Raw genomic sequence first — 23175 nt, 5'->3', positions numbered from 1 at the left:
AGAGCACCAGAGCGCTTTCTTATCTGACCAGACCATCAATATTGACTGGTCTGCCAGCCGGAGCACATCTGAATACCCTTCTCCAGATTGCTCTCAGGTGTCTTTCCGATCAGGTTCATGATCGATCCCGATCATCCAACCTGCCCTCAACAACCTCACCTGTTACGAGGTTAAATCGCCAGCGATACAGCTTCGGCTGAAGATGATTCAGGGCCAGCTGAGCCATCAGTTTACCAGCGCCTTTGGGCAAGCCAGGAATGGGACCCGGATTGGGGTTTTCCTGAAAATATCCTTCCAGAATAACTTCATCACCCTCTTCGTAGGCATTAAGCCAGTGCAAAACATAAGTCGGCTTTGCTTCAAACTGAACAATGTCTTTCTCGTTACCGAACCTGGGAATGATAGAAAATCGCGAAGGCAACTCAGGGTAATAGCAAGGGAAGTGAATATTGTCTTCCAGCAGCACGGGGTCCCAAAACAGTGGCAGGTCGGCAAAAATCGAGTAGTTTTCAGAGAATGCCATGTCATGGGGCAAGCGGGGACCGGGTAGCGGCACCGGTGTGAAGTGCACCAACTTGCCGTCACGATTAACGACACCGTAGTGTTGATAAGGTGGATACCTGGAATAATTGAAGAACAGCATCTCACCCGTCTTTTCATCGACTTTCGGATGGGCAGATATCCCATCAATGGGCGCCCAGCTAAATGTGCCCAACTGTTCAAGGGTATAGGGGTCCAGCTGATACCCGTCACCGCATTGCCAAAACGTGGAAATGATCTTGCCTGCGTGAACCACCACGTCCGTTGATGAACCATCTTTGGAACTGCCCTGAGCACCAATCCCCGGACGCTTTGACATCTTGTGGTCATTGATAAAACCAGCCCAAAGCGCTTCTCCGGCCTCCTGCTCGGCGACAAACCCCTTGGTGCGAACAAAGCGGTTACTGTATTCAGCCTTTCCATCGCGAAATGACACCGCATGAATCATGCCGTCAGCATCAAAAGGGTGGTAATGACCGATGGGTTCCTGCACAGGATTTTCAGTATTTCTTACATATACGCCGTCTATATCGGTCGGTATTTCCCCAATAACCTCCATATCACTGGCCGAGTATTCCGTGAAATTGGGAGTCCAGGCACCGCTTAGATAGGGGTGTGAACTGGGCTTCAGACTGTGTTTGACCTCGTTCTTATGGGTAATCTTCATCATTTACCCCCTCTTCCGGGCTAGTAAAATACTGGGCTCTGAAGGAGCGTGGGAACCCATACCTATCTCGCACTGCAGAGTCCGCTTTTCAGGGGAGAAGCGTGGCGTCGCCTGGCTTTCAGGTGAATGTTGCAAAATTACTGCCTGCGTACAATAAACCAGTCCGTAAGGTAATTGACCTGGGGCTTTCACAGTCCTTGTTGCTCCAGTGTAATAAAGAGTTTTCAACAGTCTGGATAGCAATAGGACCATCTGTACCAAACATACCGGTGCAGAAACCGGAGCCTATGTAGGTCATGGAGTGAATCCACTCTTGTGTAAAGGTATCTGCCAAGTTTAGATAGCTGAATGGCTTAACTGTTTTTATATCAGTGACTATTGCTTCGTTGTAACAGGTTATAACGTTTTTAATAGAGAATTTTTTTACTCCGCAGTGCAAGAAATGCTCGAACTGATGACATGATGGAAGCTGATCCTTATCGTCTTCGCAAGTCGTACAGTAATTGGCCCCTAGTGAAATCCACTGAACAAATCGTTTTCCCCAGAGAGCCGGAGGGTGATATTCACGCTCAATGTCATCCTGCTCTTTGACAACAAAAGAAATATCATCATCTTTGTCTTGAAAAAGTGATCTTATGTATTCGTGAGCGCCCTCATCACAAAATGAGCCATAAGCTCTGCCTCCGATTTCAAAGCTATGGAGGGTTGTTTTGTTGGTAATAGAGGGATTTATTAATGACTGATGTGTCTGTATAAACGAATCCTTTATATAAACCCTGACAGTTTTTGCATGGCCTGTTTTTTTACCGGCAAATGAGGTGTTGCTGTTTTCCTCTGGACTATTGTTGTTCACGGTTTTTTCGGGGCGAAACACAGTGTTTGTGCTAGATGATATGTTCATCATATTTCCTGTTTTTTTGCGCAAGTACGATTGCATTGCCTATTGGCCATAAGAGCGCCTCCAGCCTTGTTAGAGTTCATCCCTTGAATCAGGGAGGTTAGGATCAACAAGGCCTTTCTCATCCACCAACCGGGTAGTAAAAGAATGAAAATAGTTTAATCCGTTTAATGGATAGCCCAGCCCCTCCAGCTTGTCGGGCCGCGTGTAGTGCGCAGAAGCTTTTTCCCACTGGCATTGCCTTGGCTCTATCCAGGCACCTTTTGTCCAGGCTTCTCCAGAGGTCAAACCGGTATCGCATTGATAGACGAACTGCCCAAAACCTTCAAAGTCCGCTTCTGCAGAATAGATAATGCCCTTTTTCATGCTGATCATATGATGATGCGCATAACGCTTCTTCTTCTCTTTAGTGGCTGGCAGTAGATCAGATTTATCCTGAAAGTCATGGGTGACTCTGAATGTTTTGGGATAACCATCTTCAAGCAGCGGTGGTTCTTTACCGTCCAATATCTCTGAACTCACCGTTTTTCCCCAGGCTCCAATATAGGCCATGCTCACGGGTTCCACGGGGTATCGAACAATAACCAACTTGTGATGCTTGCCTCTGAGCACCATTGAACGGGTGTAAGGGTCAACATTAAGGCCACTGAAGTCTCCTCTCAAAGTGGAAGGCACACGAGCGTGAATTTCTAACATATCGCTCGTTATATAGATGGTTTCGCCGAACTGTAAGAGACCATCCCCTTTCGCATTGATCGGTTCATCTTTTATATCATCCCAACGGCTGGCAGGCTTGCCATTATTGAGGTTGACACTTTGCAGGAGCGCTCTGGAGTAATAACTCTCAGATTTCTTCAGATTTCTTTGCATGATACCCAGTACATGGAAAGTTCCTTCATTATCTTGGTAAATATCCAGCCCGGTCATGGGTTTGGAGTGATCAACCCCCTTGCGGAAATCTTCCATTGGAAGGTAGGTTCGGTGTTCCCAGCCCGGTACTGTCACCAGCTCTTTCTTGTCAATATCGATGATAAACAGATGTCCATGCTGAGCGGCAAACAACCAGTTTTTCTTATAGCGCTGGTTAAATTCAGCACTATGCGCCAGATAAACAGGCGAGTTGGCATAGGATAAATTGAAGAAACCAAGATTTGGTGATGGAGAATCGATTGAGAAAGGCTCCTCTCCTTCGCCCCCAACAAATACCAAACCGTTGGAACAACCAAAAGCAAACCGGTTATTTCCCAGAGGCTTATGGAATGAACTCAGACTGTGATGATGAGCCATGGTTTTTCCGGTTAGAGGGATATTGGTAAATTCATTCATAAGACAACCGGGAAGGTTACCATTAAAAACCGTTTTCCAGGCCTTGCTGCCTGGCCTGCTTTCGATAACAACTGCATTACCGTCACTATTGACAGCTCCAAGCTGAAATACCAGGGTGTCCTCAGCATGTGAATTCAGTGAGGATACCAGCGTGACAGACGACAACAACAGGGCTTTAAGTGTCCGGATCATACAAACCTCCTTATCAGGGTAATAATGTAATGGCCTCTATGAGTTTTGACTCAGTAAATTGCCAAGGGTTCAATGAAACCGACAATTTTAGACGAGCGGGCTGAATAGGCCACACACTGCAAAAGTTAAGAAAGGCAGGTCAGGCTGACCGGGCACAGACCGTCGTTTTGCAGGACACCACCTTCTTGCCCGACAACCCGGTAGCCAGCTGTTCATGTTCATAGGTGATGGGATGTGGATGCCCCTGCCCTTTTCGGGGAGTCCTGTTAGAGTTCATCTCTTGGCTTGGGATCATTGGGATGAATAACGCCCGTTTCGTCCTCCACCCGATCGCTGAAGAAATGGATTTCGTCCATCACTCGGGCCGTGAAGGAATGGTAGTAGTTCAATCCGGTTAATCGATAGTTCAGCCCCTCCAGCTTGTCGGGCCGGGTGAATCTGGCAGAAGCTTTTTCCCAATTGCATTGCCTGGGCTCTATCCAGGCACCTTTTTTCCAGGCTTCTCCGGAGGTCAGACCGGTATCGCATTGATAGACGTACTGCCCAAAACCTTCGGAGTCTGCTTCTGCAGAAAAGATAATGCCTTTTTTCATACTGATCATATGGTGATGCGCATAGCGTTTCTTCTTATCTTCATTGACCGGCAGTAGATCAGAATCATACTGAAAGTCATGGTTGACTCTGAATGTCTTGGAATAACCATCTTTAAGCAATGGAGGCTCTTTGCCATCCAGTTTTTTTGAGCTCACCAATTTTCCCCAAGCACCGATATAGGCCACGTTTACGGGTTCTTCAGGGTATCGAACAATGACCAGCTGATGATGCCTGCCCCTTAGCACCATTGCCCGGGTATAAGGGTCAACATTGAGGCCACTGAGGTCTCCTCTTAAAGAGGTATTCGTACCAGGGTGGTGTATCCCATTTTCTTCATCTGCTATAAACAGGGTTTCACCAAACTGTAACAGACCATCTCCTGCCCTGTTGATCGATTCATCGTCAATATCATCCCAATAGCTGTAAGGGATTCCATCTTCGAGCGTTACATGTTGCAGGAGTGCTCTGGAATAATGACGCTTTTTTTTCTCCAGATTTCTTTGCATGACACCCAACACATGGAAAGTCCCTTTTTTGTCCTGGTAGATATCCAGCCCGGTCATGGGCATAGAGTAATCAACACCCATGCGGAAATCCCACATAGAGAGGTAGTTTCCTTCTATCCAATGCGGAAACCTAACCAGCTGCCTCTTGTCGATATCGATAATAAACAGGTGTCCATGCTGGGCAGCAAACAACCAGTTTTTCTTGTAGCGCTGATTAAATTCGGCACTGTGGGCGAGATAAACAGGCGAGTTGGCATAGGATAAATTGAAGTAACCAAGATTAGGAGATGGAGAATTTACCGAGAAAGGCTCCTCTCCTTCGCCCCCAACAAACACCAAACCGTTGGAACAACCAAAAGCGAACCGATTGCTTCCCAGAGGTATGTGAAAAGAGCTCAGACTGTAACGATGAGCCATAGTTTTGCTGGTCAGGGGAATATTGGTAAATTCATTCATTAAACAACCGGGAAGGTTGCCATTAAAAACCGTTTTCCAAGCCTTGCTACCTGGCCTGCTTTCGATAACAACTGCGTTACCGTCGCTGTTGACTGCACCAAGCTGAAACACCAAGGTTTCCTTAGCTTGTGAATTCGGTGAGGAAAGCAGCGTGACAGATGAAAACAACAGGGCTTTAAAAGTCCGAATCATAAAAACCTCGAAATCAGGGCAATGGATAAAGCCATAAGTGCTTGGCCTTTATGAAATTTGACTCAACAAATTGCCAAGGGCTCAATAAAACGGATAAGTTTAGACAAGCGGGCTGAATACGCCACGCATCAGGAAAGGCAGGTCAGGCGGTCACCCAAAGAATAACGGCATCTTCCTCACTGAGGGAAATCAGAGCATGTCCCATCTCAGCATCGTAATAGGTGCTGTCACCCTCATTGAGTTCTACCGGTTGATAAAACTCTGTGTAAAGCATGATTTTGCCACTGAGAACCAGCAAAAATTCCTCACCCTCATGCCTTACCCAATCCTGATAATCCTCAAATGACCGGGCACAAACCGTTGTTTTGAAGGGCACCATCTTCTTGCCCGACAACTCAGTCGCCAGCAGCTCATGTTCGTAAGTGGTGGTGGGGTGTGGGCGCCCCTGCCCTTTTCGGGTAATGTCCCGGCGACCGCTGGCGGCCTTCTTTTCCGAAGGTTGGGTGAACAACTGGGGGATATCAATACCCAGACCCCTTACCAGTTTGGTCACAGCAGTAAAGGTGGGCGATATCTGCTCATTTTCTATCTTGGAGAGGGTTGATCGGGCCAGGCCGGTTTTCTGGCTGGCTTCTTCCAGTGTCAGATTGAGGCTCAGACGGATTTCACGGACTCGCTGTCCCAGTTGCAACGGCTCAACAGCAGCCTCCCTGTTACTGCGGGAGAGGATGACCGACTGTTTTTCCTGCTTCAGAAAGTGCGCCTGCTCTGATATTTCCTGTTCTGACATTTATAGTTATCTCTACTTCCAGACGTACTTGATACTATATAAGCTTCCCGTAAAAAGAAATAAGCTTCCCGGAAATTAAATTCCCCTAAAATCTGTCAAAAAACATTCAGCGTTGTATTTACTCAATTAATTCATTAAGTTAGGCGTACCGTCAGGATAAGAAACCTTTGTACTGCAGGTCTCGTCCTGACCCTGATCATCTGTCTGAGCTGACACCCTTTAGTGTCGTATAACAAAGACCTGAAAATAATAACAGAACATCCAATAGCGTGGAGTGAAGTTTCATAATGGAAACACTGACCGAAATCATCGGTGCCATTAATGGCGTCGTTTGGGGACCCATGATGCTGGTCCTCATGCTGGGGATAGGACTATTCCTGATGCTGGGCCTGCGACTGATGCCCATCCTGAAGCTGGGCACCGGCTTTAAACTCCTCTGGCAAGGCCGCAGTGCCGGGTCCGGCGACTCCGGTGAAATCCCTCCTTTCCAGGCCCTGATGACCGCCCTTTCTGCCACCATCGGTACCGGTAACATTGCCGGTGTTGCAACGGCCGTCTTCATGGGGGGTCCCGGTGCGCTGTTCTGGATGTGGTGTACTGCTCTGGTGGGTATGGCCACCAAATTCTCGGAAGCCGTATTGGCCGTAAAATACCGTGAGGTCGACGAAAACGGCAAGCACTACGGTGGCCCTATGTACTACATCAAGAATGGTCTGGGTTCACGCTGGGCTTGGCTGGGTACAGCCTTCGCTATTTTCGGTGCGATCGCCGGCTTCGGTATCGGCAACACCGTTCAGTCCAACTCGGTGGCTGACGTCCTGCAAAGTAACTTCAGCCTGCCTCCCGTCGTGACCGGTTTTATTCTGATGTTCCTGGTGGGTGCTGTACTGATTGGCGGCATCCGTAGAATTGGCGCAGTGGCCAGTACTCTGGTTCCCCTGATGGCCATTGCCTACCTGGTCGCCGGTCTGGTTGTTCTGGCTATCAATGCTGAGCAAATTCCTGCCGCCCTGAGCCTGGTCTTCACCCACGCCTTTACACCTACTGCGGCTACCGGTGGTTTTGCTGGCGCTGCGGTATGGGCTGCTATCCGCTTTGGTGTCGCTCGTGGTGTGTTTTCTAACGAAGCCGGTCTGGGTTCTGCGCCTATCGCTCACGCGGCAGCAAAAACCAACGACCCCGTTCGTCAGGGCCTGATTGCCATGCTGGGTACTTTCCTGGACACCATCATCGTCTGCTCCATCACCGGCCTGGTCATCATTACTTCCGGTGCCTGGACCTCAGGTGTGACAGGGGCCGCGTTAACTTCTGCCGCATTTGCTGAGGCACTGCCGGGTGTCGGTAACTATGTGGTTGCCATTTCTCTGGCTATCTTCGCCTTTACAACCATTCTGGGCTGGAGCTTCTACGGCGAGCGTTGCATAGTATTCCTGATGGGCCCAAGAGCGGTAAAAGCCTATCGCTTCCTTTGGATTGTCGCCGTTCCAGTGGGCGCTACTGTGAGCCTGGATTTCATCTGGCTTGTAGCTGACACTATGAACGCTATGATGGCTATTCCCAACCTGATTGCCCTGGCGCTGCTAAGCCCCGTTGTATTCAAGCTGGTGCGTGAATACTTCGGCAAGCAATCTGAAGCATCAGAGGCAGTGACTGAGTAAACAGTGCCTCTAATCAGCTCCAACGAAGCTGCAAACAGATCGACCATCTGTTTGCAGCTTTCTTTCCCACCCTCTCATTCTTGAGTACTTCACGCCTTACCCAAACCCTGAAACATATTCAGAGGGCCATAAAAAAGCGCTACCCGACAGCCCTGTCACTGCTACTATTCCAGAATCTGTCGTTTCAGTTACCGGTCAGGAGTCTTTTTTATGACCAGTAAAGATATCAGGAACCATCGAATGTCTGACGAGGTTTATCAGGAGAACTTTTCTGATATCAAGCCTCCGTTATCCTGCTATCAGGCCAATATGGAAGCCAGTCGTTGCCTTTATTGTCACGATGCCCCCTGCATTTCTGCCTGCCCGACAGGTATCAATATTCCCTCGTTTATCCACCGAATCGCTGATCATAATGAAGACGGCGCCGCCCGGGTTATTCTGGAAGAAAACATTCTGGGGGGGAGCTGTGCCCGGGTCTGTCCAACAGAAGTCCTTTGTGAGCAGGCTTGCGTTCGAAACCACTCGCCAGAATGCAAACCGGTGATGATTGGCCGTTTACAAAGGTACGCTATTGACCACCGACAGAAAGCTGCTCACCCATTTACCCGCGCACAAAAAACAGGCCGAAACGTCGCAGTTGTGGGTGCGGGTCCTGCCGGTCTGGCCTGTGCACACAAATTAGCCAGACTGGGACATGACATCACCGTCTTCGATGCTCACAGCAAACCCGGCGGGCTCAACGAGTACGGCATAGCTGCCTACAAACTGGTAGAGGATTATGCCCAGGAAGAAATCCGATTCATTTTCGAAATCGGCGGCATAAACCTTGAGACAGGGAGCAGAATCGACCTTGAGAAACAGCTTCCCGACCTGACCATTCAGTTTGATGCCGTCTTTCTTGCCATTGGACTAGGGTCTGCGAAAGCCATTGGATTGCCCTGTGAGCAATCCAGAGGCATCCAGGAAGCGCTTGGCACCATTGAAACCATTCGTCAAACCAAAAACCTCGCCGAACTGCCCGTGGCTGCAAAGGTCGTTGTGATCGGCGGAGGTAATACGGCCATTGATGTGGCCAGCCAAATGCGCCGACTGGGAGCCGATGAAGTGACGATCGCTTATCGAAGAGGTCTTCAACAGATGTCGGCAACTCATCATGAACAATCATTCGCGAAAGAAAGCGGTGTTCGCATTATTCCCTGGTTGAAGCCCAAAGGTTTTGAGACAAAAGCCGGGCAATTGCATGGCATCCGCTTTGTGAAAACCACTCAGGACTCTGCTGGCCAACTGATTGAAACCGGCGAACAGACAGTGATTCCCGCTGACCGGGTTTACAAGGCCATTGGCCAGACATTAACAGCAGAGTGCTTTTCTTCTGGAAAGCTTGACCGGAGTCAAAACGGAAAAATCAGAGTGGACGATCAATTCAGGACCTCTATCGGTAATGTCTGGGCAGGAGGTGACTGTGTTGATAAAGGAGAGGATCTCACCGTCCATGCAGTCCAGCATGGCAAACTGGCTGCTGAAGCCATCAACCGGTTTCTGCAACCGCTCGAAGTATAGGCAGTAAAAGATGATGGCAGACCTTAGCACCGGTTTTCTCGGGATTCGGTCCCCCAATCCATTCTGGTTAGCCTCAGCACCGCCCACGGATAAGGCATACAACATTTACCGGGCATTTTCTGCAGGCTGGGGAGGTGCCGTTTGGAAAACTCTGGGTGAAGACCCGGCGCCGGCCAATGTTTGCTCAAGGTACTCTGCTCATCGGGATACTCACGGGCGGATTCTGGGCATCAATAACATTGAGCTGATTTCAGATCGCCCGTTACAAGTCAATCTGGATGAAATCAAACAGACCAAAAAAGACTGGCCCGACCGGGCTTTAATTGTCTCCCTGATGGTACCCTGCGAAGAAGCGAGCTGGCAACGTATTCTCAATCAGGTTGAAGCAACCGGCTGTGACGGCGTCGAACTCAATTTTGGTTGCCCCCATGGCATGCCGGAGCTCGGTATGGGCGCGGCGGTAGGGCAAGTCCCCGAGCTCATTACCAAAGTCACCGGATGGTGTAAACAACATACACGACTGCCGGTTATTGTTAAGCTGACGCCTAATGTCACCGATATTGTCCAGACTGCCAGTGCCGCTCTCGCTGGCGGGGCAGACGCTGTCTCACTGATCAATACCATTAACTCCATTACCAGCATCAATCTCGATACCATGGTCGGCTACCCGGCCGTCGGCAATTATTACACCAGCGGTGGTTATAGCGGCCAGGCCGTCAAACCTGTTGCCCTGAATATGGTGGGACAACTGGCACGACACGATGAAACAGCCAAACTCACGATATCCGCCATGGGCGGAATCACGACCTGGCGGGATGCTGCAGAATATCTGTCACTGGGGGCAACAAGCCTGCAAGTCTGCACAGCGGTGATGCTGAATGGATTCAAGATCATTGATGAACTGGTTGACGGACTCTCAAGATGGATGGATCAGAAAGGTTACCGGGCGCTGTCTGAATTTCGTGGGGCTGCCGTTGCCAGCCTTACCGACTGGAACAGACTGGATCTGAGCTACAAAAGTGTTGCTCATATTGACCAGAATCAGTGTATTCGGTGTGGCCGTTGTTTTGCGGCCTGCGAAGATACTGAACATCAGGCCATAGCCTTGCAAACATCTGATGACGGAAAAGACCGAACCTTTGAAGTCATTCCGGGGGAGTGCGTCGGTTGCAACCTTTGCCAGATCACCTGTCCCGTTCAGGGGTGCATCACGATGATCAGTCTTCCTGGCTCAAATCCAGAGCTGTAGGTCATTTGAGCCTGTTGGATTTAATTCGTTCGGGCATTGTGTACAATTCGCCATATATCCATAAACACAACATGAGTGTCGCCTCCCAAAGCATCTTCATATTTTCCATATCTCTCTTCTGCTATTTTTATGGCAGGTTTGGGGTCTGCTCCATGATATAAAAGGCATCTGGCGATTTTATAAAACTCTCTCAAATCCTCATCAGTTAATTCACAGTCTGAAATACGAAACATTACTAATCTTAAAGGCGTAATCGGTTGTATAAACCCGTTTGGATCGTCCTGATCTGTGGACTGCCTGTAACTTGGATCAGCCCCTCTGTTCAAACAGTCTTCAACTCTTTCAAAATCATAATTACTTACCGCCTCCATTAATTCTTCGTCAACGGCTCTCTTCTGACTTGCTATTACTACCAAGCCTGGATCCGAGGTCAGTAATACTGTGTCAGAACTGCTCGCCGCAACATGTGTAGTCGCGGATGCTACCGGAAACCCTGAATTGAATGTTGCTAAAGAATAATCATTTGATGAAATTGTTTCTGTGCTACCAGCAGTGGTGCTTTCAGCATAACTGCCTGTACTCGATGGGGCCAACCTAACCGTAAAGGTAAACGGACTGTCATCTTCACTACTGCTATATGGCGCGCTTGAACTCGGCATGATCCTTGAGCTATCAAGCCCGGCACCTAAAAATAAAGCACCCGCCCATAACCGTCCAGCCATCGCTGGAGTTGGAGGCAGCGACGAATCGAAAACCTGAGTAAAGCCTGACTGTAAAGTTAAAGTGGACATCAAAGGCAATAGATAGGAAGCGGAGTGTTTCATAATGACGGAATTCCTCTCAACAGCTATAACCTCTGTAGCCAGAACGAAGCCAAACTCTCAATATTAATCAAAACTCAGGATTTTTCTATTTAACAACTCGTTCCCACGCTCTGCGTGGGAATGCATACCTCCCCTGATGTTGGAGTTTTGCGACAGCCTCAAAGGCGGGAATCATTCAGATTGAGTTAATAAGCTTGCAGTTGTAACTGCTGGCGAGTACCCACTCTCCCTATAACAAAGTTGTCAGATTTACTGTCAGAAACGGAACATTCCATGTATGGAGAGTGTCTAGGTTTTATCAGTCATAAATAAACAGAGACAGCAACAATGAATATATCTTCGACTCCGAGCACTTCCTCATTGAATCTTGTGTCGACAAAAGACGCTGAGGGCAGTAGTGATGAAACTGATAAGGCTGATGCAAAATGCAGTATTGTGGCACTGGATCATTGTTATGCCAGTCTTTCGCAGGAGCTTACTGATACTCTAACGACCACAGAAGAAATACCTGTGCTGGAAAGGGTGGCAACTTCTCACGTCACCCCAGAGCCTGCAAAAAAAATATCGATTTGCCCGCAGAATTTTTCATTGACAGGCAAGAGCCTGTCGAGTTGGAGCTCCATCACTGCCTGCCAGCTGGATCAAGTTGTTCAGGTAGCTTGTGTCGTAGAAGTCGAAACAGCAACAGGGCCTTCTTCATCCGCAGCAGTCAGAAGCAAGAAGTCAAGGAATAAAAAAGCAAGATCACCTGAAACAAGAAGGCTGAAGAACAGGGAGTCTGCTCGAAGAACCAGACAAAAGGCAAAAACTCGTTTGGCATACCTGGAAGAAGAATTACAAAACATTAAAATGGAAAATTTGTACCTGCAGGTTAAGAACACTGAAATGGCAAAGCACATTTCCGACACGAAAGCAGAAAATAAGATTTTAAGAGGAGCATTGCCAGGGGAGAGATTTGTAACTGTTGCTGACAATTATAAATTGGATTCTGACAAAATGGGCGACCCGGAGGATGAAGACGAGTGTGCAGAGAAAATACCGCCAAAGAAGGAAATTGTATCTGCTCCTGAGTACTTCGAACTGGATGATCAAGCAATACTTGATAGCGATGATGATGCCAGCTAGACCATACGAACTATTCGATTCCGAATGGCTGGGTGCTTAGTCTCAACTACCAGATGCAATGACATTAAGTGGTGCAAGCGTGAATGAATGGGCTCATACAAGAGTGGACAAGACAGCAGCACTGTTACCATTGCTTTTCCCGAAATCTTATAAATCATTGATTTTTATAAATTTTTACCCACTTCGTTTCCTATAGGAAACAAATGGGTTGATGTGAAACCTCCAGATTTGCTACTCTGCCAATTCTCTGAATGTATGTTGAATTTTTTTAGTCGTTTAATTCAGGGATCTTATCGTGGAAAAACAACGGCTTCTTTCAGACCAGAATCGTTAGTCCGATAAAAATCTAAAATACAAAAGGTTTTTATGAGATAAGAATACAGAGGGAGCAGATCATGGGACTGAGCATTTTCGACCTTTTTAAAATTGGCATCGGGCCTTCATCCTCACATACCGTGGGTCCCATGGTGGCTGCCAACCGTTTTCTGGATGAACTCCACACCAACCAGCACTTCGAGCAGACACACCGCATTAAGGCCGACCTCTATGGTTCTCTGGCCATGACCGGAGAAGGACACGCTACAGATGTTGCCGTCCTTCTGGGACTTCTGGGCGAACACCCTGATAGCGTGAGTCCCGACAAAGTGCCTGAATACGTCTCTGACATTAAGAACAACGATCGACTCAAGCTGGGTGGAATCAGGACTATAACATTTCATTTCGATACTGATCTGCAATTTCATTTTGGAAACTCCCTGCCCAATCACCCCAATGGCATGTCACTTACGGCTCTCGATGCCGATGGGCAAGTCCTTTACAAGAACCGATATTACTCGGTAGGTGGCGGTTTTGTTCTCAACGAGCAGGAAGCCTCTTCCAATCTATCCACCAACCTTCAAGCTGCCCCCATTCCCTACCCTTTTGAAAAAGGTCAGGACCTACTGGACCACGGCAAAAACAGTGGTTTATCCATCGCCGAGCTGGTGCTTGAAAACGAAAAACATCTGGGTCGCAGTCAGGATATTTCCGGGGATCTGATGGCCATCTGGCAGGTGATGGATCAATGCATCCAGCGCGGTTGCCAGCAAACCGGGAAACTGCCCGGGGGACTGGATGTTGCCCGCCGCGCCAGTGACATACACAAACGCTTAATCAACAAGCCAAAAGAGCATTGGGATGACCTGCAAAGCATGGACTGGGTAAGTCTTTTTGCCCTGGCCGTGAATGAAGAAAATGCAGCAGGGGGCCGGGTCGTCACCGCACCGACTAATGGTGCTGCCGGTGTCATACCCGCCGTTCTGGCTTATTATGATCGCTTTGTTCCCGGCAGCTGCGAACAGGGCATTCAGGCTTTTCTGGCTACCGCAGCCGCCATTGGTATGCTGTACAAAAAAAATGCCTCCATTTCAGCCGCTGAAGTGGGCTGTCAGGGCGAGATCGGGGTAGCCTGCTCCATGGCAGCAGGGGCACTCTGCGCCGTTCTGGGCGGCACCAATGAACAGATAGAAAATGCGGCAGAAATTGGTATGGAACATAACCTGGGACTGACCTGTGACCCGGTTGGAGGTCTGGTTCAGGTGCCATGCATAGAGCGAAACACTATGGGTGCAGTCAAAGCCATTAATGCGGCACGACTCGCCCTACAGGGTACCGGCCAGCATCGGGTCTCACTGGACAGCGTGATAGAAACCATGCACCAGACTGGCCTGGACATGCAGGATAAGTACAAGGAAACCGCCACTGGCGGACTGGCAGTCAATGTTGTCGTGTGCTGAGACTCGTGACAGATGCCAATAAAAGCAAAAATAATCAGCACAAATACCCGGAATGCTCCGTATAACCCGGAGCATTCCCATGGGAGCATGGGCCGAGGTCCGTGGTTCAGGTATTTTCAGACCATCACAGGGCTGTCCCATCCACCGACGGCCGTCAGAGAAAGGTAGAAACATGGCTGTTGATAAACAGGCACTCAGCGCTCTGGAACAGAGCAACGCATTTACCGGTCGTCACATTGGCCCGGATCAGGCTCAGCAACAGGCAATGCTGTCCGAACTGAAACTGGAGTCACTGTCTGATCTGATTGAACAGACCGTTCCCAAAGCCATTCGCCCATCCACTACCCCAGGAGAGAACACCCTGGCGGTTGCAGCGGGCAAGACAGAAGTTCAGGCGCTGGAATACCTGCGTTCGCTGGCTGACCAGAACAAGGTGAACAAGTCCTACATAGGTATGGGCTACTACAACACCCATATTCCAAACGTCATCCTCAGAAACGTTCTGGAAAACCCCGGCTGGTACACTGCCTACACGCCTTATCAACCCGAAATCTCCCAGGGCCGTCTGGAAGCTTTGCTGAACTTCCAGCAAATGGTCATGGACCTGACCGGCATGGAAGTCGCCAACGCTTCCCTGCTGGACGAAGCCACCGCCGCTGCAGAAGCGATGGCACTTTGCCATAGATCCAGCCGCAGCAAGAACAGGGTGTTCTTTGTTGCAGACGACGTCCACCCGCAAACCATCGACGTCATCAAAACCCGTGCTGAGCACATGGGCATCCGGGTAGAAGTCGGCAACCCAGTTACCGATCTCGAAAAACACGACATCTTCGGTGTACAGCTGCAGTACCCTGGCACTTACGGACAGATTACCGATGTCGCCAGCATCGTCGCCAAAGCCAAAGAACAAAAAGCCATGGTGTCTGTCGCCACCGACCTGATGGCTCTGATGCTGCTGAAGTCACCCGGTGAGCTGGGGGCTGACATTGCTCTGGGAAGCAGCCAGCGATTTGGTGTCCCTATGGGCTTTGGTGGTCCGCACGCCGCTTTCTTTGCTGCCAGTGAAAAACTGAAGCGCTCCATTCCCGGTCGTATTATTGGTGTTTCCATCGACCGCCGTGGTAACCAGGCTTACCGCATGGCGATGCAGACTCGTGAGCAGCACATCCGTCGTGAAAAAGCGACGTCCAACATCTGTACTGCCCAGGCTCTGCTGGCCAACATTTCTGCGTTCTATGCCGTTTATCACGGGCCACAAGGTCTGAAGACCATTGCTGAGCGCATCCACCGCCTGACCACTATTCTGCATAAAGGCCTGACCACTCTGGGCGTTCAGTGTAATAATACTTTCTTCGACACCCTGACCCTGAAAGTGGGCAGCCAGCAGGAAGCGATCTATAACCGCGCCCTCGAAGCTGACTGCAATCTGCGTCGCATCAGCTTCGATCAACTGGGCATCAGCATTGATGAGACCACAACAGCGGAAGACATCACACAGCTGTTCAATATCATTCTGGGACAGGGTCAGGATCTGGATATTCAGACCATTGACAGCCAGTTTGCAGTGTCCGGCCTCAAAGACGAGCATCGTCGTACTGATGCCGTACTGACTCACCCGAATTTCAACAGCTATCATTCCGAAACCGATATGATGCGCTACCTGAAGCGTCTGGAGAACAAGGATTACTCCCTGACCCACGGCATGATTCCTCTGGGCTCCTGCACCATGAAACTGAATGCCGCTGCTGAAATGATTCCGGTGTCATGGCCTGAATTTGCCAACATCCACCCGTTTGCGCCCAGAGAACAGGTCAAGGGTTATATGACCATGATCAACGAACTGGAAGCGGCACTGGAAGAAATCACCGGTTACGACAAAATCTCCATGCAGCCCAATTCCGGTGCCCAAGGCGAGTATGCCGGTCTGCTGGCCATCCGTAACTATCAGGAGGCCAATGATCAGGCACACAGAAATATCTGCCTGATCCCCTCTTCCGCTCATGGCACCAACCCAGCTTCTGCCGCTATGGTCGGCATGAAAGTGGTGGTCGTTGACTGTGACGAGAATGGTAACGTCGATGTTGCCGATCTTCAGGCCAAAGCTGAACAGCACAGTGAAAACCTGTCCTGCCTGATGGTGACCTACCCTTCCACCCACGGTGTTTATGAAGAAGAGATTCGCAATATCTGCGACATCGTTCACGAGCACGGGGGTCAAGTGTACATGGACGGCGCCAACATGAACGCTCTGGTCGGCATCGCCAAACCTGGCAAGTTCGGCTCCGACGTTTCGCACCTGAACCTGCATAAAACCTTCGCTATTCCTCACGGTGGCGGTGGTCCCGGCATGGGCCCCATCGGCGTCAGAAGTCATCTGGCGCCTTACCTGCCAAACCACTGCGTCAGCCCGATTGAAGGCGATAACGAAGGTATGGGTGCAGTATCAGCAGCGCCATTTGGCAGCGCCTCTATCCTGCCCATCAGTTATCTGTACATTGTCATGTTGGGACAGCAGGGTCTGCAACAATCCAGTGAAGTCGCCATTCTCAACGCCAACTACATGGCTGAGAAACTGGCTGCTCATTACGACGTTCTGTATCGTGGTCGCAACAACAAGGTGGCTCATGAGTGCATTATCGATATTCGTCCGATCAAAGAAGCCTGCGGTGTCACCGAAGAAGACATTGCCAAGCGCCTGATGGATTACGGTTTCCATGCACCGACCATGTCCTTCCCGGTTGCCGGCACTCTGATGATTGAGCCGACCGAATCCGAGTCCAAAGACGAGATCGATCGTTTCGTGAGTGCCATGATTGCGATCCGCAAAGAAGTTCGCAAGGTACAGGAAGGCGAATGGCCTGCCGAAGATAACCCGCTGTGCAACGCTCCGCACACTATGGAAGATCTGGTAGACAGCGAATGGAGCCATCCGTACAGTCGTGAAGAAGCCGTCTTCCCGTTGAAAGGCTCTATCGATGGCAAATACTGGCCCACTGCCAACCGTATCGATAATGTCTACGGCGATCGCAACTTTATCTGCTCCTGCCCATCTATCGAAAGCTATCAAGAACAAGACTAAAGTCGTCTGAGAACCAGCATTGAAACGGGGAAGTCACTTCCCCGGCTTCTTCACAATTTCAGGGAGTATCCCTAATGACCGAACTTAAAAAAACACCACTGCATAGCCTGCACCAGGAGCTGGGCGCGAAAATGGTTCCTTTCGCAGGCTTCGATATGCCGGTTCAATATCCTCTGGGGGTTAAAGCCGAGCATCTGCACACCCGTGCAAAAGCGGGTTTGTTCGATGTCTCCCACATGGGGCAGGTTCGTCTGACAGGCAACAATCCGGCCAGGGCTCTGGAAGCTCTGGTACCTGTCGACATTATTGATCTGCCTGAGCGCAAGCAACGCTACGCCCTGTTCACCAATGAACAGGGGGGCGTAATGGACGATCTGATGGTCACCAACGAAGGCAATGACAGCCTGTACATTGTTGTCAACGCCGCCTGTAAGGATCAGGACATTGCTCACATGAAGGCTCATCTGCCTGAGGATGTTAAGCTGGAGGTTCTGGATGACCGTGCTCTGGTCGCTATTCAGGGTCCTGAAGCAAAATCCGTTATGACCCGTTTTGCGCCTGAAACAGAAAAGATGGTTTTCATGGACTCTGTTCACATGACCATTGAAGGCGTTGACGTATACATCAGCCGCTCGGGTTACACCGGTGAAGATGGTTTTGAAATCTCAATCCCTGAAGCAGACGCTGACAAATTCTGTCGTATGCTGCTGGATCAGCCGGAAGTCGAGTTCATTGGTCTGGGTGCCCGTGACTCCCTGCGTCTGGAAAGTGGACTCTGCCTGTACGGTCACGATCTGGATACAGATACCACTCCCATCGAAAGCAGCCTGATCTGGGCCATCAGCAAAAACCGTCGTAAGGATGGTGAGCGTGCTGGCCGCTTCCCCGGTGCAGACAAGATCCTGAGCCAGATTGAAAACAAAGACTTCACCCGCAAACGTGTTGGCTTGATCGGCAGCAGTCGTGCACCGGTTCGTGAAGGAACTGAAATCGTCAACGCCGATGGCGAGAAGATCGGCGTTGTGACTTCGGGAACCTTTGGACCCACTGTTGGTGCTCCTGTCGCAATGGCCTACGTTACAACTGAATATGCTGCCTTGGAAACAGAAGTTTTCGCGCAGGTGCGCGGCAAAAAATTGCCTATGACTGTGAGTCGTATGCCGTTTATTGAACAGCGTTACTATCGCGGCTAAGCTCTGCGAAAAAGCCCGGTTAACCGGGCTTTTTTTATCAGTGATAAGCTGGTTTCTGTTTTGCCCGCTTTAAATAACCATTGGCGCAAAAACAAAACCAAAGGCAACACAAAGTGCAATACAGACAGTGCCCGGCATAAAGAATGGGTGGTTAAATACCAGTTTGCCGATACGGGTAGACCCGGTCTCGTCCATTTCTACGGCTGCCAGCAGTGTTGGATAAGTAGGCAGAACAAACAGAGCGGATACCGCTGCGAAAGAAGCGATAGCGGTCACAGGATCAACCAGAGCCAGAGCAGCAGGCATTAGGGCTCGAGTGGTAGCAGCCTGAGAGTATAGAAGCATGGAGGCGAAGAACAGTGTAACCGCCAGCAGCCATGGGTAGCTGTTCAGTACATTACCCGCCAGAGCCTGGATAGAATCGATATGCGCCCCGACAAACGTATTACCCAGCCAGGCAACACCCAGTACGCAGACACAGGCACTCATACCGGACTTGAAGGTCTGGGCATTGAGGATATTGCCAGAATCAATCCTGCAGAAGATAGTAATCAGACCAGCCGCAATCATCATAAATACCATGATGGCAGAGTCGCGGGGCAAAACAGGATTTTCAATCAGACCGACGTTACCGCTGATAGCCGTAGCGTATAGCACCACAGCCAAAATACTGAGTGCAAAAATACCCACAGAGAGGCCAGCGCCTTTCCTGCTGCCCTGACGGGCTTTAGTCTCACGCAAGGTAATCAGACCGGCTTTCAATCTTTCCTGATAGATAGAATCCTTGTCCAGATCCACGCCCATGAAATTACAGATAACAGCGGTCAGCATAACTGCGGCATAAGTAGTAGGAATGCAGATGGCCAGCAGTTGCAGGTAATCAATGCCATAGGGCTCAAGAAAGCCACTAAACACGACAACTGCAGCAGAGACAGGTGACGCAGTAATGGCAATCTGGGAAGCAATCACAGCGATACTCAGTGGGCGAGATGGACGAACACCGTTTTCTTTAGCCACTTCTGCAATTACCGGCAGAGTAGAATAAGAAGTATGACCTGTACCTGCCAGCAGAGTCATAACGTAAGTGACAGTCGGTGCAAGAAAGGTAATATACTTTGGCTTACTGCGAAGGAGCTTCTCGGCCAGCTCAACCAGATAATCCAGACCCCCAGCCACTTGCATGGCAGCCACTGCACCGATCACCGACATAATGATCAGGATAACATCTATAGGTATTGCCCCGGGTTCGAGCCCCAGGCCCAGAGTCAATACCAGTACCCCCATACCACCAGCAAAACCAATCCCGATACTACCCAGCCGAGCCCCAAGAAAAATAGCCCCAAGTACAACCGCTAACTGAACCCAAAGCATGAAGAGGTCCCCTCTATCTATCTTAATAATGCTTCACCCAGGCAATGGCAGTGCCACTGCCTGAAATAAACAATCTTAGCATTAACATATTAACTAGTTTTCAACAGAGAAATAATAGGTTTATATGCTAACTATTTACGGATTGCCGAAACATCTTTCTCCACTCTGCCTACGAATAAAACTCGACTTCCTGTTAAGTCTTTTCCCGTCTTATCAGCATTTAGTCGTCAGATCCATAAAAAAATAAATAGGAGGGCAAAATCCTTCAGTCGAAAAATAGCAGAGCGAGAAGCCCGACAGGTTATGAAATTTATAGGTCAACTGTGGGCCACCGCCACAGTTTTTGAAGATAATGCCTGATAGAACTGAGCATCGACATAACTCATGGGCGAAAATGTCATCAGCACCTACTCTGCCTCAACCTACAAGTCGATGTTATATGGCTCGCGCTGGTAATGTGTTCTAGCCTTATGTCTTCGATTTTCATAATTCGAAGGTAAGTACATGAATTTGCTGAAACTTGTGTTCACATTTTTTATCTTATGTTACCCAATGCAGTTGTTGGCAAGAGACAGGGTGGAAAGGTACACTGATCCAGCAGAAGTAGTTCCCATAGGGCAGCTTCCCTGGATTGTACAGCTAAATAATATTTTTGATCCCTGTTGTATAATAAGGTGTACCGCATTTTTGATCACTCAAAGACATGTTTTAAGTGCTGCTCACTGTTTCCTTTCTGAAAAAGAAGCATTAGATTCATATGTCGATCTCAAAAACATGGATAGCAAAAAAAGAATTAAAGTTAAAAGATTCATTCTTCATCCGAATCTTGAAATCCCAAAAACAGATATTGCAATTATGGAGCTTTCAGAAAATGTCATTCTTGACAACCATCCCCTTCTTGATTTTTCAATATATAATTGTTCAAATCTAGCCAGTTCTATAAGAACCCCTTTTGCAGCAGGCTACCAGGGAACCTCAGTACTTAAAAAAGTGAGCTTATCATGGCTAACACGGCGGATGTGCCAACATAAGGATCTTAGATATATCTTAAACTATCCAGGGGATGGAAAAGATGGAGATTCAGGCTCACCGCTATTTTATAAGTTTAATAATACTGAATATCTAATTGGTATACATTCAACCGGGTCTAATTACAATGGAAGCCCGATAATCTACACGCCAATATTCACTAACGCTGATTTTATAACCAAAAACATTTACCTTAATTCATCAGCTAATCAAACATACTTTTATGATGCATTGACATCAAATGATTCTGAGTGGACTGATTTAGTTACTTCAACTGCTCCAGCTACTTCAACTACCTCAACTGCTTCAACTACCTCAACTGCTTCAACTGCTTCAACTGCTTCAACTGCTTCAACTGCTTCAACTGCTTCAGCCACTTCAACTACCTCCATTACTTCTGCTAGTCGAATTTACACATTGATTATACCAATAGCTATTATTTTTTTTGCTGAGTGACGTGATTATCTCTTGAGGTAATTCACGCTAATGGAGAGAGTGTCTTCGGTTTTGTCAAAATGTTTATCAATTTTGTCAAAGCGTTCATCAACCTTAATCTCGAGCTTTTTAATATTGCTATTTGCTTCACCTAATGAGCTAATCACGTCTGTCAAGATGTCTCGAAGGTGATCTAGCTCTGTCGTAGATTGGTGCCTGGACTTTAAACTCAACGTAATTACTCTTCTTCAATGGTAAAAGGAGTGGCGTAGCAGAGATCAAAATATAGAGGGCAACATGAAAATAGTCATGGGCAAAAAGTTTCTGAAGTTAACCGTCGGATATTGGTTCAATGATAAATCCAACAAAAAAACCGGTGAACTCTGAGAGTATCACCGGTTTTTTGTATCGAGAACAACTGAGCGCTCACGAATAAACATCTGCATCAGACTGCTGGATTAACCACCGAAGTGATTAACCACCAAAGTCGTCCAGCATGATGTTTTCAGGTTCAACGCCCTGATCTTCAAGCATCTTGATTACCGCAGCATTCATCATGGGAGGTCCACACATATAGAACTCACAGTCTTCAGGTGCAGCGTGTTGCTTCAGGTAGTTGTCAAACAGCACCTGGTGAATAAAGCCGGTGTAACCTTCCCAATTGTCTTCTGGCTGAGGATCAGACAGAGCTAAATGCCAGGTGAAGTTAGGGTTATCTTTTGCCAGCTTGTCGAACTCGTCTACGTAGAATGCTTCACGCAGGGAGCGGGCACCGTACCAGAAAGAGATCTTGCGGGTAGAAGACAGACGCTTCAGCTGATCGAAGATATGAGAACGCATAGGCGCCATACCTGCACCACCGCCGACAAAGACCATTTCGTTGTTGGTGTCTTTCGCGAAGAATTCACCGAAGGGTCCATAAACAGTCATCTTATCACCTGGCTTCAGGTTAAAGACGTAAGAAGACATCTTGCCCGGCTCAAAGTCAGTACCCGGAGGCGGTGAAGCGATACGGATATTGAATTTGAGGATACCTTTCTCTTCAGGGTAGTTAGCCATGGAGTAGGCACGGATGGTCTCTTCATCCACCTTGGAAACGTACTTCCACTGGTCAAACTTGTCCCAGTCGCCACGGTACTCATCCTGAATATCGAAGTTCTTGTACTCAACCGTGTGCGCAGGCGCTTCCAGCTGCACATAACCACCGGCGCGGAAGTTAACGTCTTCTCCCTCTGGCAGTTTCAGAACCAGCTCTTTGATGAAGGTGGCAACGTTCTCGTTGGAAACAACTTCACACTCCCACTTCTTAACACCGAAGAGTTCTTCTTCAACTTCGATTTCCATGTCCTGCTTGACGTTCACCTGACAGGACAGGCGCCAGCCTTCCTTCTCTTCACGCTTGGTGAAGTGAGAACGTTCGGTGGGCAACATCTCGCCGCCACCATCGAGTACTTTACACTTGCACTGTGCACAGGTACCACCACCACCACAGGCAGATGGCAGGAAGACGCCCGCACCTGACAGAGTCGTCAGAAGCTTGCCACCGGCCACCGTGGTGACGGCCTTATCGGGGTCTTCGTTGATGTTGATGGTCACATCACCGGTGCTGACCAGCCGCGAGCGAGCTGCCAGAATGACCGCTACGAGCGTCAGCACGATAACGGTAAACATGACTACGCCCAATACGATAGTAGAATCCATATTTACACGACCTCC

General features: G+C 48.9%; 17 protein-coding genes. 8 read left to right on the top strand and 9 right to left on the bottom strand.

Annotated elements, in window-relative coordinates; translation table 11 throughout:
- Positions 1-115: 115 nt before the first annotated feature.
- From ACOMHB_RS11380 to ACOMHB_RS11360, 5 genes are all read right to left on the bottom strand, one after another.
- The gene (locus ACOMHB_RS11380) at positions 116-1210 is read right to left on the bottom strand and encodes a carotenoid oxygenase family protein (RefSeq protein ID WP_448216694.1); all 1095 of its coding nucleotides are present in this window, start codon (positions 1208-1210) and stop codon (positions 116-118) included.
- Between the two features lie 115 nt (positions 1211-1325).
- A complete protein-coding gene (locus ACOMHB_RS11375; protein ID WP_448216693.1) occupies positions 1326-2108 on the bottom strand; it encodes a hypothetical protein in 783 nt (260 codons plus the stop codon).
- Between the two features lie 69 nt (positions 2109-2177).
- Entirely contained in the window at positions 2178-3623 is a 1446-nt protein-coding gene (locus ACOMHB_RS11370) for a hypothetical protein (protein ID WP_448216692.1), read from the bottom strand.
- Between the two features lie 266 nt (positions 3624-3889).
- Positions 3890-5290 carry a hypothetical protein gene (locus ACOMHB_RS11365; protein WP_448216691.1) on the bottom strand — a complete coding sequence of 467 codons (1401 nt, stop codon included), beginning with the start codon at positions 5288-5290 and terminating at the stop codon, positions 3890-3892.
- Between the two features lie 223 nt (positions 5291-5513).
- Positions 5514-6161 (bottom strand): helix-turn-helix domain-containing protein, encoded by a 648-nt coding sequence (locus ACOMHB_RS11360; protein ID WP_422133376.1) that lies wholly within the window; start codon positions 6159-6161, stop codon positions 5514-5516.
- A gap of 287 nt (positions 6162-6448) precedes the next feature.
- On the opposite strand from ACOMHB_RS11360, the gene ACOMHB_RS11355 reads away from it, so the two are divergent.
- The 3 genes from ACOMHB_RS11355 (at position 6449) to preA (ending at position 10628) form a co-directional block, all read left to right on the top strand.
- Positions 6449-7819, top strand: coding sequence for an alanine/glycine:cation symporter family protein (locus ACOMHB_RS11355; protein WP_448216690.1), 1371 nt, complete (start codon positions 6449-6451; stop codon positions 7817-7819).
- 210 nt (positions 7820-8029) lie between these two features.
- Positions 8030-9379, top strand: coding sequence for an NAD(P)-dependent oxidoreductase (locus ACOMHB_RS11350; RefSeq protein ID WP_448216689.1), 1350 nt, complete (start codon positions 8030-8032; stop codon positions 9377-9379).
- Positions 9380-9392: 13 nt separating this feature from the next.
- The gene (gene preA, locus ACOMHB_RS11345) at positions 9393-10628 is read left to right on the top strand and encodes an NAD-dependent dihydropyrimidine dehydrogenase subunit PreA (protein WP_448218633.1); all 1236 of its coding nucleotides are present in this window, start codon (positions 9393-9395) and stop codon (positions 10626-10628) included.
- 20 nt (positions 10629-10648) lie between these two features.
- Here preA and ACOMHB_RS11340 read toward each other — a convergent pair whose 3' ends face one another.
- Entirely contained in the window at positions 10649-11452 is an 804-nt protein-coding gene (locus tag ACOMHB_RS11340; RefSeq protein WP_448216688.1) for a hypothetical protein, read from the bottom strand.
- 327 nt (positions 11453-11779) lie between these two features.
- On the opposite strand from ACOMHB_RS11340, the gene ACOMHB_RS11335 reads away from it, so the two are divergent.
- The 4 genes from ACOMHB_RS11335 (at position 11780) to gcvT (ending at position 18624) form a co-directional block, all read left to right on the top strand.
- The gene (locus ACOMHB_RS11335; RefSeq protein WP_448216687.1) at positions 11780-12577 is read left to right on the top strand and encodes a bZIP transcription factor; all 798 of its coding nucleotides are present in this window, start codon (positions 11780-11782) and stop codon (positions 12575-12577) included.
- A gap of 395 nt (positions 12578-12972) precedes the next feature.
- Entirely contained in the window at positions 12973-14352 is a 1380-nt protein-coding gene (locus ACOMHB_RS11330) for an L-serine ammonia-lyase (RefSeq protein ID WP_422137738.1), read from the top strand.
- Positions 14353-14524: 172 nt separating this feature from the next.
- Complete coding sequence (gene gcvP / locus ACOMHB_RS11325; RefSeq protein WP_448216686.1) at positions 14525-17431, top strand: aminomethyl-transferring glycine dehydrogenase; 2907 nt, start codon at positions 14525-14527, stop codon at positions 17429-17431.
- A gap of 74 nt (positions 17432-17505) precedes the next feature.
- A complete protein-coding gene (gene gcvT / locus ACOMHB_RS11320) occupies positions 17506-18624 on the top strand; it encodes a glycine cleavage system aminomethyltransferase GcvT (protein WP_448216685.1) in 1119 nt (372 codons plus the stop codon).
- A gap of 69 nt (positions 18625-18693) precedes the next feature.
- Here the strand turns inward: gcvT and ACOMHB_RS11315 are convergent, their stop codons facing one another.
- Complete coding sequence (locus ACOMHB_RS11315; protein WP_448216684.1) at positions 18694-19995, bottom strand: anaerobic C4-dicarboxylate transporter; 1302 nt, start codon at positions 19993-19995, stop codon at positions 18694-18696.
- A gap of 504 nt (positions 19996-20499) precedes the next feature.
- On the opposite strand from ACOMHB_RS11315, the gene ACOMHB_RS11310 reads away from it, so the two are divergent.
- Positions 20500-21480 carry a trypsin-like serine protease gene (locus tag ACOMHB_RS11310; RefSeq protein WP_448216683.1) on the top strand — a complete coding sequence of 327 codons (981 nt, stop codon included), beginning with the start codon at positions 20500-20502 and terminating at the stop codon, positions 21478-21480.
- Positions 21481-21485: 5 nt separating this feature from the next.
- On the opposite strand, the gene ACOMHB_RS11305 is transcribed toward ACOMHB_RS11310, so the two are convergent.
- Together ACOMHB_RS11305 and nqrF are read right to left on the bottom strand one after the other, a co-directional pair.
- Positions 21486-21635, bottom strand: coding sequence for a hypothetical protein (locus ACOMHB_RS11305; RefSeq protein WP_448216682.1), 150 nt, complete (start codon positions 21633-21635; stop codon positions 21486-21488).
- A gap of 298 nt (positions 21636-21933) precedes the next feature.
- Positions 21934-23160: an NADH:ubiquinone reductase (Na(+)-transporting) subunit F gene (nqrF, locus tag ACOMHB_RS11300; protein ID WP_422133365.1), complete on the bottom strand. Its 1227-nt coding sequence runs from the start codon at positions 23158-23160 to the stop codon at positions 21934-21936.
- Positions 23161-23175 lie beyond the last annotated feature (15 nt).

Source organism: Endozoicomonas sp. 2B-B, assembly GCF_053470045.1.
Note: the sequence above shows the minus strand (reverse complement) of the source record. Positions and strands in the feature narration are given on the sequence as shown.